We start from the raw sequence: 18,573 nt of genomic DNA, 5'->3' as shown, positions 1-18,573 counted from the left end.
GTTGGCCAAGTTAAACAGGGTGCGTATTATAAATTTTTACTATAACAATGACATCAGGCAGATTGCCGATGAAACCTTTTCGTTTTTCGGAGGGGAAAATTCTCTTCTTAACCTGGCAAACGGCGGCGGTAAGAGTGTCCTGATACAGCTTATGCTCCAGCCTGTGATTCCGGACTGTTCTCTTCAAAAAAGAACCATGAGCTCTTATTTTAAAAGAAACAGACAGCCTGCTTATATTTTACTGGAATGGATTTTAGATAATACGGCAAAGAAAGATTATCTTCTTACGGGAGTCGCAATTGCCCCAAAGGTGACCGGAGATGAGAATGTGGGCAGCCGGCTAAAGATGCAGCCTTATGAGGAGGTAAAAACAGGGCAGGTAATTGAGAGTTCCATTGAAATGCTGGAAAAAGAATATAAGAGGATCATGAATGGTTTGGAGCAGTCAATTAAAGCCCTGGAAAGAGAACTGAACGATAAAAAAGAAATTCTTATGAATTATGAAAACGAAATTAATGAGTTGAATCTGACTTTGGAGGACTATAAAGATATCAAGTTTGACGAACCCGAATTAAGAATGATAAAAGAAGATTTGACACAGGTTTCACAAACATATACAAAGATATGTGATAGCTGGCAAAAGGTTCATGATGAAGTCACAATAGTCCGTACAAAGATGAACGCAGCTTTTTCGGAATTACAGAAAATCGGCTTGGTAAGCCCCCTGCCTAAGGAGAAAATAAAGCAGGATTATGCTAATCGGCGCAAAAAAATCAGGTTTTCGAAAGAAGAAATGAAAGAAAAGGAAAGTGTTTTACGTATTAGAAGTCAGTTATGTGAAATCAAATCTGGTATTATCGGCAACATGGTTAAACCCGAGATCGAAAAGAATTCTATAAGCCGGTTTGAATTAGATGAAGATATAAACAGGCAGTGTCAGGAATTACAGAAAGCGTATCAGGAAACGGAGAAAAGCTGTAAGGAAGAAAAGAAAAGCTTTGCAAGACTCTATGACAATATCAGAAAAAATTATGAGAATGTTCACGTCTCCATAACGGACATTTTAATTTCCCTTTTATCTTTGGATATAAATGGAGAGGTTTCTTATGAAAAAGTATATTTCTACCTTGAGGAGTTGATGAAAAAGCGTGAAAGTCTTGAAAAATTACTGGATCTTTATGAGCAGCAGCTGGCTAAGATGGAAGATACCAAGCGGCAGGTAACCGAGCAGTGTGTCAGCTATGCGACACTAATTTATGAGGGAATACGGTCGATTTCCGAAAAGTCAAAAATTAAACTTGGTACAAAAAGCAGGCCGATCCAGATGCTTTCCGTGGGAATTCCTAAAGAACTGGATAATAACGTTTCTATCAACCGGATGAAAGACTATATTGAATCCACCTTGAAGCTTTTAATTGATTACCTGAAACAGGAAGATAACAGTAACAGCGGTATGGATAAAAAATATAAGGATAAGATCCGAAGTATGGTTTCTACCAGGCAGCTGTTAAATCAGCTGATTGGTAAAGAGGTAATACCAGTTTCCATTTATAAAATTGAGCTAAATGAAAATAACAGCGGTATGAAAGCCTGGGAAGATGCCATGAAAGAAAATTCAGGGGGAGAAAAATTCGTATGTTTCTTCACTGTGGCTTCCACGTTGATTTCCTATACCAGGGAAGCAACGGGCAGAAGAATGAATGAGTCCTCCATTCATGAATCAAAGGTTATGATAATGGATAATCCATTTGCCAGAACATCCTCCGAGCATTTACTTAAAGCAGTCATAGATATAGCCAGGACATTTAACATTCAACTGATTTGTCTTTCCGACCTTAGTCAAAGCTCCATAACCAATCGTTTCAACTTAATTTATACCTTAAGTGTACGACAGAAAATGTATAGTGACAAAGAAGTATTGCATATCGAAAATATCAGGAAAAACAAAGATGGGCTGGAAGAAAACGAAAGATTGGAGCATGCTGTATTCCATCAGACCTTTGAACAGGAAAGTATATTTGATTTTATGGAGGAATAAAAAAAGTTTTATTGGTGTATATTTTCAATAGCTGATTATATTGTAATGAATTATGGAAATTCCATACTCCTTGTGATATACTTTTAATAAATTATTAGAGGTTTTATTAGTAAAGAAAAGAAGTAAACAGATATAGAAAGCTGATTATTAATTGATGGATAAGGAGGCGCATATGTATGGCAAACTACTATTCAACGTTAGATGATATCGTATTAACTTTCTCTAATATAGAACAGATAAAAGGTTTTGAAGAAATTTCTGTTCGCTTTGAAAGGGTTAATAAAGATGGATTTGATTTTGCAGAAGGTAAATTACCAAATAATATGTTTTATAAGACATATGGATTTACGGAAGATGAATTGATGGAACTGGAGGAATATTTAAGGCGGAATGCATTCCTTATATGGGAAATCGCAAGAGAAAAGGAGAGTGGTTCTGTTGCCTAAGGCATTGCTGGACTTTATGGGGTATAAAGTTTATTTCTGGTCGAATGAGAACAATGAACCAATTCATGTCCATATTTCAAAGGGAAACCCGACAGAGAGTGCTACAAAGTTTTGGATTACCAGAGAAGAAATTGAACTTATCCAGAATAAGAGTGAGATTCCGGCAGCTGATTTGAAGAAAATTCAAAAATATTTATGGGCAAATCGTGATACGATTATAGCCAGATGGTATCAGCATTTTGGTATGTAACAATAAAACAACTATATAAGTAACGTCATAAAAAAGGCCATCTGCAATCAGATACAGATGGTCATTTTTTATACCTTTCATTATTATTTGCTTTCACGCTATGATTTCTTAGGTTCCATATGATTTAACATATTCGTAAGAGATCCGGTATTCCGTACTCCCATATCCTCACTGGCATATGGCTGGAACCAATAACCTTTCGGATGGATTTTGGTGCGGTACCGGTTATGCGGTACCGGAAGCGGATCACAGGCTCTGAGTATGGCTGCGGTTAATTCGGTTAACATGTCGGTCTTTAGATTAAAATAATCTGGATTATCCCAAAGGTTTACAAGCTCACCGGGATCTTCTTTTACATTATAAAGATATCCTGTTCCCATCATATCTAATTGAATCCGGTAATCGCCTTTTCGCAGCATTCTTACCTGACCGCACTGGGTCCAGGTATTCAGACAGTCAAAGGTAACCATATTTTGTGAGGCGCCTTCCGCTTCTAAGGTAAGAGCATCTTTCTCATTCCAGTACAAACCTGAAAAACCGCTTTCGGAATAAGCACAGTCAAATTCCTTATCCGGTATCTCTTTGTTGGTAAGAATCGGGAGAATGCTCTTTCCCTGACAGCCAAAAGGAATCTTGGCGCCAATTATGTCACATAAAGTAGGCAATATATCTACCAGGCTTACAAAAGAATTCGTCTGTTTTCCCTGGGGTACAATATCGGGACCCCGCCATACAAAAGGAATGTGGGTTAAAATATCAGGAAGGTCGGCGCCCTTTCGGATCAGTCCGTATTCTCCCACAAAGTCTCCATGATCTGAGACATAGATAACGATGGTGTTTTTCTCCAGGTCACGTTCTCTTAACCCTTCAATTAAGCGTTTCAGCTGATCATCAATCAGTCTGAGCATGCCGTGGTAATTTGAACGGCAGCGTAAAATTCGTTCATTAATGTTATCTCCCAGCACATCTTCCCATCTGTCCCTGAGCCAGCGAAAGCGCACTCCCTTTTCGTCAAGATTTTTTTCTGTTCCTGCTGTAGGCGGCAGACTCTCCGGCGGAAACATATTAAAATAAGGCTCCGGAACCTGATAAGGATTATGAGGTTCTGCAAAAGATACCCAGGCAAAAAAGGGGACTTCCCTATCTGCCTGATCGATGAATTTCAAAGCGGAAGATACATTGCGGTAGGGATGCTGAACTTCTAACCCGCCGGGAGAAGGAATATCTGTTTCCATATGTTTGGTATTCAAAAGGAAATCTGCAAATTCTATTTCTTCTTTTGAAGTGTTAATTTCTCCTTCATATCCCAGATGTCCTGTCATTTCATGAAAGTCAAAGTCATCCGGAGCGTGATGGGAGTGGTTCTTCCCGCACAAGGCTGTTTGATAACCATTTTCCTTAAATACATCCAACAGATCTTTTGAATATAATGCATCAATAGCATTATGGTTTGTACGAACTTTGTGGCATTCTGCATAGCGGCCGGTAAACATACTGACTCTGGCCGGCATACAGGTTGGATTGGGTGTATATGCCCTGTTAAAATCCACTCCCCCGCAGCTCCAGCTGTCTAAAAAGGGCATCGTATCCAGACAGTAACCATTGCTTTTTCGTAGGTCCGCCCGTTGTTGATCCGACATTACAATAATAATATTAGGTTTCGCATTTTGTGATTCCATAATTTTTCTATCCAGGGCTGCTGTAAAATTGTTTTAATAAGCTATTTTATGGCAGTCCCTACTCCTTTCTTACATTTCTTACTTCTGATAACTTCCATAAACTGTTTTAAATGATATTCTTTATGTCATTAGAAAATTCTGACTCAATATTTGTTTTTTCTATATAGAATTTTACTTAGGCTATCTGAGTGCAGCGAGGAAAAGGCACTCTTTTGCACATGGCCGACCCATTATCCTTTAATGGAACCAATCATTACCCCTTTTACAAAATATTTTTGGACGAAGGGATATACCATTAAAATGGGGACACTGGAAATAATAATTACTGAATATTTAATGCCTTCCGCCATTTTTATTTTTTCTCCCATACCAACGGCATTGGTGCCAAGTTGTTCGGTCTGCCCTAAAAGCAGTATGTTCCTTAAGATGATTTGAAGGGGATATAGCTTTTCATTGTTTAAGTAAATTAAAGCATTAAAGTAAGAGTTCCATTGATCAACTGCATAGTAAAGCACCAGTATGGCAATGATTGCTTTAGAAAGCGGAAGCACAACACTCATTAGCATACGTATATTACCGCATCCGTCTAACTTGGCGGATTCATACATTTCATCCGGAATATTGCTTTCAAAAAAGGTTTTGGCCACTATTAGATTAAAGGTAGAGATTGCGGAAGGGATCAGAAGCGCCCACACTCTATCGTACAATCCCAGATTACGGACCAGCAAATAGGTAGGAATTAAACCGCCGTTAAAATACATAGTGAATAGAATTATTAACATAAAATACTTGCGGCCGGCCATTTCTTTCCGCGACAGTGGATATGCTGCCAGAACGGTCAGAATAACGCTGATACTTGTTCCTGTAATTGTATAAAAAATAGTATTGCGGTAACCCTGCCAGATGTCTTTATTTTGAAATACCATTTTATAAGGCTCTAAGGTAATTCCTTTTGGAAATAAGAAAACCTTTCCTTTTAACACCAGATCCGGATCGGAAAAGGAGGCCGAAACAACAAAAATCAAAGGTACCAGAACGATAATAATGACGAGCAGACCAATTAGATTTATGCAAATATCGAATATAAACTCACCTTTTGATTTCCTGATGATTCTTGATTTCATATAATCCTCCTTACCAAAGACTTGTTTTCGATGCTTTTTTACTGATAAAATTAGCACTTACTAACAATAAAAAATTTATTAATGAGTTAAATATGCCTACCGCCGCACTGTAGCTGAATTGCCCTTTTTTAATACCATTCTTATAAATAAAGGTAGAAATAATCTCACTGGCTGTTGTATTAACAGGATTCTGCATCAGTAACACTTTTTCAAATCCCACGGACATTAAATTGCCGATACGCATAATAAGCATAATAAGAATTGTGGTTTTTATGCAGGGAAGGGATATCCGGATTATTTTCTGAAGCCGGGAAGCTCCGTCAATGGACGCTGCTTCATACAGGCAGGGATCTATGGAAGTGAGAGCGGCAATATAAATGACCGAATTAAATCCCATAAACTGCCACACATTGGAGAAAACATACATTGGCTGGAAATATTCGGGTTTTGCTATTAAATCGATTGCCGGTAATCCGAAAAATTCCCGCACCGTATTAAATAATCCATAAGACGGATCAGAAAACAGATTCAGCATACTGACAATAACAACTACGGATAAAAAGTTTGGAATATATGTAATATTCTGAATTACTTTCTGAAAACGGCGATTCCTGATTTCATTGATTAACAAAGCCAGAAAAATCGGTACGGGAAAACCAATCAACATCGTAAATAAACTTAAGGAAATGGTATTCCATACCACATCCTTAAAATAATAGGAAGTGAAAAATTGCTTAAAATAAGTTAACCCTACCCATTCACTTCCGGAGATTCCAAGGGATGGATTAAACCGGCGGAAAGCGATCTGTAAACCGTAAATCGGTACATATTGAAACAGTATATACCATGCTAAAGGAATGAAAAACAAAATATATAATCCTGCATTTTTATGCAGGGATTTTATGAAGTTTGAAGATTTTTTTTTAGCATGCATAAAGATGATCCTCCTTATTTTTTGAAGCCGTCAATGTCAGGAAAATTTATCACTAAAGTGACAGCGCGTCAGCGCGGGAATTTACAAAAGCAAATTCTTTTTTATCCGCACTGACGGCTTCTTTTGTGTGGTTTGTTTAGTAATTTAATTCAGATTATCCAACGCATTTTGATAAATCGTTTCCAAGTCCTTGATACCGATCTGATCTATGGTAGAACAGTATTCATCCCATTTATCAAATCCCCATTCACCAAGAATAAATTTGGTTACAGCCTCATCGCGGTATGCGAAAAGGTCTTGCTCAATGGAATTTACGCGATCCATATCGTCTGTACTTACGGAAGGTTTCGCATATACTTTTTTAGGTAAAAATTTTTCCAGGTTGGCTGCAACTTCTTTTGTTTTGGCACTGGCAACTGTTCCGTCGGTCACATCCGTGGTAAGAACCGGAACCCCTTTTCCAGGGATCAGGTTGATTTTACCTAAAGCTGTCATAAATCCTTCTTTGGCATTCAGAATATCATCATTAAATTTAGGCTGGCCATTATCATCTTTATGATAGGTTTTACCTTCAACCCCAAAGCTGAAGAACAAAGAACCTTCTTCAGAGAAGAAATAATCGACCCATCTGATTGCGGCTTCCGGATCTTTGCAGGTATTACTGAGAGCAAACGTACCTATGTCAACGCCGGTAGTGGCATCTCCCCACATCTGCTCTCCATTAGGCCCAATTAAAGGATCATATCCGATAAACTGATCTTCCACATTTAAAAAGACGTCGGAATATGGCATATAGAAAGCACCGAAAAGTGCATTGGATAAATTACTTCTCCAAAGAGAACGGTCGTTTTTATAGTAATCCTGCCATAACAGTTTTTCTGAATATAAATCATGCAGATACATGAGGTATTCTTTAAAAGCATCATCACAAAGCCAGTTATGTATTTTACCGTTTTCATCTACGTTATAGGTATCACGCATCTGATACTGAAGTCCGAAAGCACTGCCTAATTGGTAGATGGAACTTGGCTCGCGGATTCCTAAAGGAATTTCATCATTTTCACCGTTTCCGTTGGGGTCTTCATCACGAAAAGCCATTAATACATCCTTAAATTCGTCTAACGTAGTCGGAACTTCTTTACCAACGGCTTTCAGCCATGTCTGGTTTATCCACTGTTTAAAGTCCATACGGCCGGTGGCACTTAAATCAATCCCCGGTATAGTATACATGTGTCCGTCGGGAGCCGTAACAGCTTGTTTAAGAAGTGGATTTTTGGCATAAATTTCACTTAAATTAGGTGCGTATTTTTCAATTAAATCATCAAGAGGCATCAGCTGTTTACTGGCTACACCATAAGATGCAATCTCTGTTGGTGTGAAAGCGCATCTTAACAAGATATCAGGTAGTTCATTGGAAGCAAATAAAAGCTGTTTCCTTTCATCAAAACCGTCTGCCGGTACTTCCTGATAATCCATGTTAATATTGGACATTTCCTTATATTTTTTAAGAACGAGAACCTCATCCCAATTCGCCTGGTTCTGGTCTCTGGAGCCAAATACCGTAAGAGTAATCGGATCTTTTACAATCGGAAAACCTGTTTCATTCAGATTTGACGGAGTTTCTGCCGTCTCTGCCCCCGTAGAAGTGTTCTCCCCTTTTGAAGTGTCGGCTCCATTGTTATTACCGCTTTTTGGAGCAGATTTACCGCAAGCACCCAAAGAGCTGATGCATAAAACAAATATAAATAGTACTGCTAATAATCTTTTTCGTTTCATTAAAATACCTCCTGTTTATTTGATACATTCAGTATATAATAGGAATTTGGTATAGAATTGCTAAATTACTTATATTTTTTTACCTGTTTATGCACATTTTTTACTTTTTAAATTTTACATTGACAGATATTCTTTCGGCGTTTTACCGGTATATTTTTTAAATGTTTTCAAAAAGTAAGTATAATTTTGAAAGCCACAGCGACTAGCAATTTCTTTTAAGGGCATATTGGTCTCAAGAAACCCTTTCACAGCTTCTATCCGGATTTGATTCAGATAATCGACAACCGTGACCCCAGTCTCTTTGTGAAATACACGGCTTAAATAGGAACTGTTAAGCCCTACTGCCTTTGCGGTTTTATCTAAGCCGATAGGGTCACAGTAATTTTGCTGCAGGTAATTCATTGCCATTTTAACTGCTTCCGAATATTTTTTATGGTCCTTTTCGTTACTGGTAATTTCACGAAAAACCTGGGTATACAAGCCGGAAATAATATTCCCCAACTCCCCGGGGTTTTTGGCTTTTGTATATTCAAATAACCGGTTCCCTTTCGGTAAAAAATCCAGAGATAGCCGGTATTCAACGGATACCTTATCAATCAGGTCCAAAAGCTCTTTTGTAACCATCATCTGCAGACCGTAATTGGAGGGCGGTATCTTTTCAAAAATTTCCTGTATTAAAAGTGCAGCGGCATTATTGTTTCTTGATTCAATGGCTGAAAAGAGCTTTTTCTGCTGGTTTATTGTTAAAGATAAAGCAAGGGTATTATCCTGTTTTTTAGAGGTGTCCTCTTTTATCCGGTGATTTATATAGGAGCGAATGGCATTATCACTAAGCAACAGCGGACAATTATGTACCTTAAAAGACAAATGGTAAATGCGATTTATATTGTTACTGCATAACAGATTATTGTAATCTGTCTTTTTTTGTATAAAAGCTTCCGAAATAGCAGAATAAAAGCAGGTTATGACAATAAAGCGGTTGGGCGGCCGAAATAGGGCCAGCACATCTGTTTCATCATCGGAATTAGCTTCGAAAATCCGCAGAATTCCTTCAATAAAAGCATCTTTTATGCTTTCCGTAAAAGAGTCCATCTGGGAAAACTCAGCAATTGTGACGGCTTTTCTGCAGTTATTCTGAAAAAATGGGCTGCTTCCGCCATTTTCTAACCAGAAGTCTGTTTTTTGTCTGAGTTTCTTTTTTGCATCCCAGGAAGAAGTATTTTTTAACCGTGTGCGGATGCTGTCTAAAATTGCCGACAATAAATCCGGCGTAAGTCTGTGCTTTAATATATAATCACAAGCCCCATTTTTTAATATTTCACGTACAAAATCATAGTCGTCATAACTGCTGATTGCGACCATGGCAACTGCCGGATATTTATCGGCAATGACGGAGGAAAGTTCTACTCCGTTTATTTCCGGCATTGATACATCCAAAAGAACAATATCAACAGTATGCCGTAATAAAAATGCCAAAGCTTCCCTGGCATTTTTAACTTCTCCCTTTAATACAAATTCACTTTTCTCCCAGATAGGCATTTCCTTTACATATTCTCTGAAAACCGTATCATCATCTACAAGAAGTATATTTAAACTCATGAATCCTCCTTCCTCCTAAGGTTAAGATAAGGAATGTGCAGTTCCACGCAGGTAAACATATCAGGATAACTGTATATGGTGCCTCCATATTGTTTACCATAAATCAAATTGATCCGATCTAATACGTTAGCAATACCAACCCGGCGGAACCGGTTACCATCCTCTTTTTGGGTCTCATTTAAAAGTTTCTCTATAATTTCAGTTTGCATACCTTTACCGTTATCCGTAATTTTAAATATGATTTCATTGCCGTTTTTATATATCTTTATGTTTATTACACCCCCATCTGCTATATCAGCAATACCATGAATTAAAGCGTTTTCTACAATTGGCTGCAGAAGCAGCTTTGGAATAGAGAAAGACCACAGAGTTTCATCCACATCCCATATCAGGGAAAAGTTGTTCTGGTATTTAAACCGTTCAATTGTGATATAGTTTTCTATGTATTCCCGCTCTTCCCATAACGTAATGAATTCATCCCGGTTGCCGAGAACGCTGCGAAGAAGCTCCGCTAATGCATTGGTAACATTTTCAATTTGCATTTCATGATTCATATGAGCCATATACTGTATGGTGTTTAAGGTATTGTATATAAAATGGGGCTGAATCTGGGCAGCCAGAACACTTTGTTCAGCTTCACGTTTTAATTTTTCTTTTGCTTTCACTTCTTCCATAAGAACTTTTATCCGGAGCATCATATTATTAAAGGTATCCGCCAGTTTGCCGATTTCATCCTGAGATCCGATCCGGGCACGGACATCCAGATTGCCCCCTTTGATATCCTCCATGCTTTTCGTCAGAATCTGCAGGTTTTGGCATATTTTAGAGGACAGGATTAACGAAGCGATCAAAGCCAGAAAAACAGCTAATATACCAATGATTATAAACTTAGATTTTAAATTTACCGCATCTTTAATCAGAATACGATAAGGCACGAGACTTACGGTAGTCAAAGAGCTGATATCGGAAGTATAACGGATAAAAAACTGTTTTTCTCCGTCGAGTTTAATGAATCCGGAAGTATTCTCCCCTCCGGCAAGTGCCCTGATGGCTTCCCTATCCGTTTTATTTTCTGTATCTTCAATATTACTTAAGAACAGATTCTGATCGGGGGTATATATAAATACCTTTACGGTCTCCAAAGGTTCTGTGTTATATACACTTATTAGATATTCATAATTCATTTCAATAATACACAAGGCTTTCGCCTGCTTTGAGTACTGAATCGGACGGCAGAGCAAAATATCAGGTTTGCCGTCTGGATTATAGATAATTTGCAGTTTATCCTGTTTCATGGCATCTGTTAACCACTTTTTATTTAAATCTTTTTTTAATAAAAAGTCATATCCGGTCTGGTATATCTGCTGATTTTTCGTAACGATGGCGATGGATTTAATATAATCTTTATTGGTTTTCAATCCGGATAGATAACTCTCTACTTTTTTCTTTTTCTGGTACCAGTCGTAAGAAGCTTCGGAAGAGGGGTCCAGTAAGGTCGGATACACAATTTCATGTTCAATTGCTATAGACAGGCTGGTTTTTTTAGCATCATTGATCATTTCACCAAGGCCGTTGTCTGCATATGACAAATATTGTTTCATATAATTAGCAGCGGTATTTTTAATTGTATTTATTTCTGCATAGAAAGAAGTGAAAAGAGAAATGAGTATAGTGCAAAAAGCAATAACCAGGCAGATGAAAAGAAATTTAAACTGGATTGAATTATAATTTAATTTTAGCAATTTTCTGTTAAGCATTTATACTTCACTCCTTATTTTGATTAAATATATAAATAATTGTATACAAATACTACTACGATTCGAGATTATTTACAATATTATTGTTCAAAATGTTCGGGAGTCTATAACAAGAAAATGTTGTATGTAAAAAAATGCTGAAAAATAATAACATACAATAAAAAATATTGACGAAATGCAAATATAATTTATTACAACAAGGAAAACCGATTGCTTGTACTAAAATACAATGGTACAATTGAAAATATAGATTGGTTATATTGGTTTTTATAGCTGTATTATTTAAGAAAAGAACCTGCAAAAAGTAAAAATATGATGGTAGAGCTGGAAGTCTTTGATTATGATATGGAAAAAGTCTCGTTAATCGGGCCGGCGCCCTATGCCGCCAGATTTGCCGCGGATATACGGATGACTAATAATAATTTTGGCTTGATGGTTGACCTGTCACATTTCCCAACTACTTATGAGACAAGTAAATTCGTTGTTCAAATCTTACGCCCATACATAACACACTTTCATATCGGAAATGCTGTCGTCAAAAAGGTTATGAAGCTTATGGGGATCAACATCCGAGATTTGGCTTCCCCGACAGTGCAAATGACGTGGAGCAGCTGGTTGATTTCTTTCATATTTTAAAGGAAGAGGGATTTTTTCAAGTTTCAGAATCCTATATGCTGTCTGCATTGTCCACTGTTTCCAAATACGCAGGGAATTATTAATAAGGATACCATAGACTGGATGAAAAGAGGTGTTATGATTATTAATACCTCCAGAGGCCCGCTTATTAAGGAACAGGATTTGGCGGATGCCTTAAATGACGGAAAGGTAGCGGGAGCAGCGGCAGATGTGGCTTCGGAAGAACCAATCAGTGCAGATAATCCACTGCTTTGTGCAAAAAATATGATTATAACGCTACATATTGCGTGGGCACCAAAAGAATCCTGGCAAAGGCTTATGGATGTGGCGGTTGAAAATTTAAGGGCATTTATGGACGGACATCTGCAGAATGTAGTGAACGGTTGATTGCTCCAACGAAGAAGATGCCGCCCGCTTAATTAAGAATCAAAAGTAACATTTCCGCTTAAACAGGTTGCAAAAAATTATATTGGGACTGTTGCAAATATTTTAATATCGAATTACAGGAGTATATATAGGGGTAATATTTCACGGACATTTATACTTTAGTAAGCGGATTATGGCAAGAATGAAAAGCCGTATCTGCTTATTAAATGTATAAAGGACAAGAGATATTGCCCCTATATTAGATTAAACGGATTATCGTAAGGATATTTTAAAACAGCTATAACCATGGGAAGCAAAGGCAACTATTAGAGGTTGGGGCTGTTGCAAAATAATGAATTTATCGAGTTTGCAACAGCTCCTTTCAATGTTTATAGACAGAAATAGCTTTTTTAAGTTTATAATTCACTTTCTTGCACCTGTTATTATTTATTTAATAAAAAATCCGATAAAATAGTTTAGTACTATATACTAACTTAAAGAAGGCACCATAAAATGTCAAAAATTCAAAAAGTAAAAAAAATAATTCTATTTAAAGGTCAAATCGAAACCCTTGGATACTTCTCGGAACAGCTTGCTAAGGCATTTGCAGAGAAGGGATATGAAGTATATTTGTTTGATTTTAACAATGATTATCAGGGAATAAATGATCTTATCTGGTTTTGTGAAAAAGAGAATACAGTAATGATTACATTCAATTTCATAGGTCTTAACAATGAAGATATTTTCTTAATGGAAAACGGAGAGTTTTTTTGGAATCAACGTGAGATTTTATGTGTAAATATTATTGTGGATCATCCATTTTATTATCATGAATTTTTTAAGAAACCCCCATTAAGATATATTTTATTTTGCGTTGATCAAAATCATGTAAATTATATGAAGCGGTTTTTTCCTGACCTAAAAAATGTATTCTTTTTACCGCTTGCCGGTACGCAGCTGACAGATCGATTCATATCATATGAAGAAAGAAAATATGATATCATATTTACCGGCAATTATACACCTCCTCATACATTTGATAAATACATTAACCGTATTGATGACGATTATTCCTTATTCTATCATAACATAATTGATAATTTAATTAATAATCCGGATAAAACGATAGAAGAAGCAATTGAATACCAAACCAGACTTGAGATTAACGATTTAACGGAAGAAGATTTAAAAAATGCTATGGCTTCTATGATTTTTATTGATCTCTATGTCAGATTTTATTTTAGGGCTTTGGCAGTTCAAACACTTGTAGATAACGGTTTCAGAGTTGATGTGTTTGGAAAAGGATGGGATTTGCTTGAGTGCAGAAATAAAAATAACCTGGTCATACATGGAGGAATCGAGTCCCATGAATGCATTTTAAATATGCTGGATTCCCGGATTTCCCTTAATGTTATGCCCTGGTTTAAGGCCGGTGCCCATGACCGAATCTTTAATACCATGTTGAGTAAATCGGTCAGCTTAAGTGACGGCAGTACCTATATAACGGAGCAATTTACAGAGGAAAGTGATATTGTATTGTATTCATTAGCATCAATGGATAAGCTTCCTGCCATTACCGGAGATTTATTAGGTAACCCAGATAAGGCCGCGGATATAGCGGAGGCGGGATTCCAAAAATCGAGAATTATTCATACCTGGAAGAATCGGGCTGAAACTCTATCTATGTATATTAACAGGGAATGTTTTTGGAAGTAAACAGCAGTATATTTAATCTTAAACATAAACTCATAAAATATTAGTTAGTTGATTAGCAGATACATTTCTTAAGAAAAGCATTGTGATAAAACCTGTTTTCTGATAATATAATTGTCTGATACTTGTATACAACAGTTGAGTAAGCGTATATTTATAAAAAAGGACGTGATAATTATTTTTTCGGATGATATAGTTTACGAGTTAAATATAAAATTAAGAGAACTTGCGGCAGTATCAGTGTTTTTCACTATAGATAAATATATACAGCACGGAGATACTTCTTGCCTTTGGCATAGCATAGCAGTTGCCTATTATAGCTTATTTCTGGCAAGGTTACTCCACATCTCCTGTGATAAGAACAGCCTTTTGGTGGGGGCACTGTTACATGATTACTTTTTATATGACTGGCATGTAAAGGAGAAATCCCATAAATTACATGGATTCAGGCATCCAAAAGCTGCTTTAAATAATGCTGAAAGAATAAAACAATTAAATACGATTGAAACAGATATCATAATAAAGCATATGTTCCCGTTGACACCCGTACCCCCAATCTATAAAGAAAGTATGGTTGTATGCTTAGTAGATAAATTCTGCTCTCTTCATGAAACTTTTCATAAAGATACTTACAATTCCCTGAAGCGGAAAATAGATATCTAATGTATAAATTTGTTGACGAAGTAAGTATCGGTAATGGATACTATTATTTTACAGCTGCATTTGGAGTAGCCTCTAAAAACTAAAATTAAAATACCTTATATAAAAGTAGATGAAACACATTGGCTGGTAAGTGACCCGAGCAGCAAGTATTACAATAGGTTTGTTTCAACTTCTAAAGGTAAAGACGGATATTCACAGCCCCAGGAAGTAGAAAAGGATTGGGATTCCTCCTTTGGAGAACAATTGTATATGTATCCGAAAGCTTATAAGTATTCTTTAATATTAAACTATAATACGGAGAATAATATTTTAACATATTAGTTCTATTTTCATTAGGGTCCATCACAAAGCTATTTAAAAATAATGACTTAATAATGGTCCCTTATCCTTTTTGAAAAAGTATAATCATATTTATTGCAATCTTATCTATCTATTCTAAGTTTGGTATAAGAATTCATATGTTATTTTTCTTTTGAAACGTTCCTTTTTCCTTGTAATTTTAACAAAATTTTCCCCAAAATGAAATACATCCGGAAAATCCTGTGCTTCCAATGCTAAGGCACAACTCTTTGTTAGTTTGATTCCATTTTTCAGTTTATAGCTATTTTCAATAAAGCCTCCGGAATATACGACCAGACACGGCGCATCAGTATACATTCTGAGCCCTGCGGTTTTGTCCGGACTCCAAAGACTTAGTACCGGTTCGGCTTTTTCCACGGCTTTTCGTATATCAAAGCCATTATTATAACCTCTGGAGTTTTTTAACTGTGAGTGATTCGGATAATGAAGCAGATTCTCCTGTAAGGTCACAGGCCTTCGAAAATCAAAGGGACTGGCATCAACAGGGCAGAATTCTACCGGCAGATGCTCTGAATTGTTTCTGATATAGGTGTCTGCGTTTATGGTAAGAATCTGTTCCAAACCGGAATGGTTAAGGTCACCGGTTAAGTTAAAATAGGTATGATTTGATAAATTAAAATAAGTATCTTTATCCGTAGATGCTTCATAATCGATAGTCAGCCGGTCAGTATTATCTAATGTATAGGTTGCAGTTATCTGTCTGTTTCCGGGATAACCATCCTGCCCGTCTTCTAAAAATGTACATAATGTGAGCGAAATGCTGTTATTATTCTGTTTTATCTCTTTTTTTATCCAATTCATATAAGAAACCGAAACAAATCCACCATGCAGATTATGATTCCCGTCATTTCTGCTAAGCAGATAGGTATTACTGCCAATTTTAAGAACTCCATCCTGTAAACGGCCGGCATTAGGACCAAGAGTTGCTCCAGGGTAAAGAGGATTATTGATATAACTCTCAAAGCAATCCAAAGCTAAAACAATATTTCTTAAACCGGAATCTTTATCCGGTATTGTAATATCAGTTATTGTTCCTCCATATGATAGAACAGATATTTCTACATTATTATCATTTGATAAGGTATATTTATAAATATCCTCCTGTAAGTATGTTCCTGATTTTGCTGTGGCTATTTTCATAAATCACCCATCGAATAACACATCAGCTCCTGAATGTGTTATTGCTGCCATTAATAAAATTTTGAAAAATCTTATGGCTTTCCTTTCTCTTTTTTTTCTTTCAAGATTAGGGTGTCAAAAGTTCTCTCAATCTGCATTTTATGAATATATATACGCTGGTATTCAAAACGCAAAATTGACCTTTTGACACTCGAATCTTTTCAATTAATCTCAAAATTATAGATTCTGTCGTAATTAGTACCTAATCATTTAAAATGATACATTTCTTATATTATTTCCCTCCTAAATTATACTTCGGTATTCTTAGGATGAAGTACAGAATATTGGTTCACTGTTTTGCTATATATTCAATTTCATAAACTGTACTATACAATTTGTATGAAAAACAAACAATATGCAAAAAGAAATAGAGCAATTTTTATAAAGACTTGAGCAATATAAAATAATGTATTGTTTCCGTTATAGCGTTATAATCTGAATAACCAAAACGGTTAAGAATTGGATTGGAGGTGCAGCGGGATAGGCTGTTTCAATAGCCAGGTATATAGAGTTTCGGTTTTTAACAAAGGAAATTATTAATCAACAGTATAAGGAGAAGGTTTTATGAGTAAAAGGATTCAAAAAATTATAAGTTTAGTTTTAACTCTATTATTGTGCGTCAGTTTGGCAGCAGGATGCAGTAAATCTTCCGGGGAGAGTAAGGATACGGCAGCAACCGGTGATACAGATACGAAACAGGGAGATTCCGCCGGAGAAAAAGTTGATTTGACTTTTGCCATATGGGATGCAAATCAACAGGCCGGAATGCAGGCAATGGCAGATGCATTTATGAAAGAAAATCCTAATATAACAGTGAAAGTCGAAGTAACACCATGGGACCAGTATTGGACAAAGTTAAATGCGGCAGCATCCGGCGGAAACATGCCGGACATATTCTGGATGCATCCGGAACAGATTTATAATTACGTAGAGGGTAATGCATTAATGAACTTATCGGATAAAATTTCCGGTTCCAGTATTGACCTTAAAAATTATCCTCAGTTTATCGGTGAAGATTTTAATATAGACGGAGTTCAATATGGTATTCCAAAAGATTATAGCACAATTGGTTTATGGTACAACAAAGATATTTTTGATGCTGCAGGAGTATCTTATCCGGATGATACCTGGACCTGGGATGATTGGATGAGTGCCGCAGAAAAACTGACCAATAAGGACAAAGGAATCTATGGAATGTTAGCTCCATGCAACAGCCAGAATTTTTATTACAATCTGATCTGGCAGAATGGCTCCGATGTAATAAATGCAGATGAAACAGATTCTTTGTATGATGATCCGAAAACAATTGAAGCAATCAAGTACGGGGTTTCTTTTATTGAAAAAGGTTTTTCACCTACAACAGAAGATTTTGCAAACACCACACCGGATCAGTATTTTGAATCTGGAAAAGCAGCAATGATTACAGCCGGTTCTTGGATGGCTACGGAATATCTTGCAATTGAAGGTTTAAATTTGGATGTTGCGCCAATGCCTCAGAAAGTTCAGAGAGGTTCTATCTGCGGCGGTATGGGTTATTCCATAGCTGCAAAGACCAAACATCCGGAGGAAGCCTGGAAATTCGTTGAGTATTTAGGCAGTCTGGATGCCAATTTGATTCAGTCAAAGTCCGGAGCAGCGATTTCTGCATTCACCGGCTCACAGGATCCATGGGTTGAAGGATTTCCTAAGATTAATGCTAAAGTTTTTGTTGATGCAGCGGATTACGGATATTCCACACAATATGTAAAATCCAGAAGAGACTGGGTCACTTTGGAAGAAGATATTATGACCCAGGTATTTACCGGAAGCATCAGTGCAGAAGACGGTTGTAAACAGATAGCGGATCAGGTGCAGGAGATTTTGGATGCGAAATAGGTTTCAAACGGTATTCATGTAAATAATATTTCTAAATGGATAGTGATTGTTAATATTAAATTGCTATCCATTTATTTCTGGTTTGTCACTGTAAGTAACAGTACGTCAGCGCTGGATCCTGGTTAAATCTCGTAAGAGAAGAAACAAATGAATCATAATTTCCGGATAGCCATCCGGG

13 protein-coding genes and 2 pseudogenes are annotated in these 18,573 nt (G+C 36.7%); 8 read left to right on the top strand and 7 right to left on the bottom strand.

Annotation, left to right across the window (positions count from 1 at the left end):
• The first annotated feature begins 1 nt into the window (after position 1).
• The 3 genes from RBU59_RS09540 (at position 2) to RBU59_RS09530 (ending at position 2,734) form a co-directional block, all read left to right on the top strand.
• On the top strand, positions 2-2,038 hold the full coding sequence (locus tag RBU59_RS09540; RefSeq protein ID WP_308147648.1) for a hypothetical protein: 2,037 nt from the start codon (positions 2-4) through the stop codon (positions 2,036-2,038).
• A gap of 176 nt (positions 2,039-2,214) precedes the next feature.
• Positions 2,215-2,484 carry a hypothetical protein gene (locus RBU59_RS09535; RefSeq protein WP_308147647.1) on the top strand — a complete coding sequence of 90 codons (270 nt, stop codon included), beginning with the start codon at positions 2,215-2,217 and terminating at the stop codon, positions 2,482-2,484.
• Positions 2,477-2,734, top strand: coding sequence for a DUF4160 domain-containing protein (locus tag RBU59_RS09530; RefSeq protein ID WP_308147646.1), 258 nt, complete (start codon positions 2,477-2,479; stop codon positions 2,732-2,734). Before RBU59_RS09535 ends, RBU59_RS09530 begins: the two co-directional genes overlap by 8 nt.
• 98 nt (positions 2,735-2,832) lie before the next feature.
• Here RBU59_RS09530 and RBU59_RS09525 read toward each other — a convergent pair whose 3' ends face one another.
• The 6 genes from RBU59_RS09525 to RBU59_RS09500 all read right to left on the bottom strand — a co-directional run bounded on the left by RBU59_RS09525 (position 2,833) and on the right by RBU59_RS09500 (position 11,603).
• Positions 2,833-4,413 (bottom strand): sulfatase family protein, encoded by a 1,581-nt coding sequence (locus RBU59_RS09525; protein ID WP_308147645.1) that lies wholly within the window; start codon positions 4,411-4,413, stop codon positions 2,833-2,835.
• Between the two features lie 230 nt (positions 4,414-4,643).
• On the bottom strand, positions 4,644-5,537 hold the full coding sequence (locus RBU59_RS09520; protein WP_308147644.1) for a carbohydrate ABC transporter permease: 894 nt from the start codon (positions 5,535-5,537) through the stop codon (positions 4,644-4,646).
• A 10-nt stretch (positions 5,538-5,547) separates the two neighbouring features.
• The gene (locus RBU59_RS09515; protein ID WP_308147643.1) at positions 5,548-6,471 is read right to left on the bottom strand and encodes an ABC transporter permease; all 924 of its coding nucleotides are present in this window, start codon (positions 6,469-6,471) and stop codon (positions 5,548-5,550) included.
• 144 nt (positions 6,472-6,615) lie between these two features.
• Entirely contained in the window at positions 6,616-8,247 is a 1,632-nt protein-coding gene (locus tag RBU59_RS09510) for an extracellular solute-binding protein (RefSeq protein WP_308147642.1), read from the bottom strand.
• Between the two features lie 114 nt (positions 8,248-8,361).
• Positions 8,362-9,846, bottom strand: coding sequence for a response regulator transcription factor (locus RBU59_RS09505; protein ID WP_308147641.1), 1,485 nt, complete (start codon positions 9,844-9,846; stop codon positions 8,362-8,364).
• Complete coding sequence (locus tag RBU59_RS09500; protein WP_308147640.1) at positions 9,843-11,603, bottom strand: sensor histidine kinase; 1,761 nt, start codon at positions 11,601-11,603, stop codon at positions 9,843-9,845. Before RBU59_RS09500 ends, RBU59_RS09505 begins: the two co-directional genes overlap by 4 nt.
• Positions 11,604-11,900: 297 nt before the next feature.
• Between RBU59_RS09500 and RBU59_RS28640 the strand changes: the two are divergent.
• The 4 genes and pseudogenes from RBU59_RS28640 to RBU59_RS09480 form a co-directional block, all read left to right on the top strand.
• A pseudogene (locus tag RBU59_RS28640) lies at positions 11,901-12,283 on the top strand (sugar phosphate isomerase/epimerase); the annotation flags it as partial.
• Positions 12,279-12,626 (top strand): annotated as a pseudogene (locus RBU59_RS09490) (NAD(P)-dependent oxidoreductase); the annotation flags it as partial. The pseudogenes RBU59_RS28640 and RBU59_RS09490, both read left to right, overlap by 5 nt.
• A gap of 492 nt (positions 12,627-13,118) precedes the next feature.
• A complete protein-coding gene (locus RBU59_RS09485; RefSeq protein WP_308147639.1) occupies positions 13,119-14,321 on the top strand; it encodes a glycosyltransferase family protein in 1,203 nt (400 codons plus the stop codon).
• Between the two features lie 165 nt (positions 14,322-14,486).
• Positions 14,487-14,981 carry an HD domain-containing protein gene (locus RBU59_RS09480; RefSeq protein ID WP_308147638.1) on the top strand — a complete coding sequence of 165 codons (495 nt, stop codon included), beginning with the start codon at positions 14,487-14,489 and terminating at the stop codon, positions 14,979-14,981.
• Positions 14,982-15,416: 435 nt separating this feature from the next.
• Here the strand turns inward: RBU59_RS09480 and RBU59_RS09475 are convergent, their stop codons facing one another.
• Positions 15,417-16,481, bottom strand: coding sequence for an aldose epimerase family protein (locus RBU59_RS09475; RefSeq protein WP_308147637.1), 1,065 nt, complete (start codon positions 16,479-16,481; stop codon positions 15,417-15,419).
• A gap of 603 nt (positions 16,482-17,084) precedes the next feature.
• Between RBU59_RS09475 and RBU59_RS09470 the strand changes: the two genes are divergently transcribed.
• Positions 17,085-18,395 carry an ABC transporter substrate-binding protein gene (locus RBU59_RS09470; protein WP_308147636.1) on the top strand — a complete coding sequence of 437 codons (1,311 nt, stop codon included), beginning with the start codon at positions 17,085-17,087 and terminating at the stop codon, positions 18,393-18,395.
• Positions 18,396-18,573 lie beyond the last annotated feature (178 nt).

Origin of the sequence: Anaerocolumna sp. MB42-C2 (assembly GCF_030913705.1) — a bacterium.
Taxonomy (GTDB): Bacteria; Bacillota; Clostridia; order Lachnospirales; family Lachnospiraceae; genus Anaerocolumna.
Note: the sequence above shows the minus strand (reverse complement) of the source record. Positions and strands in the feature narration are given on the sequence as shown.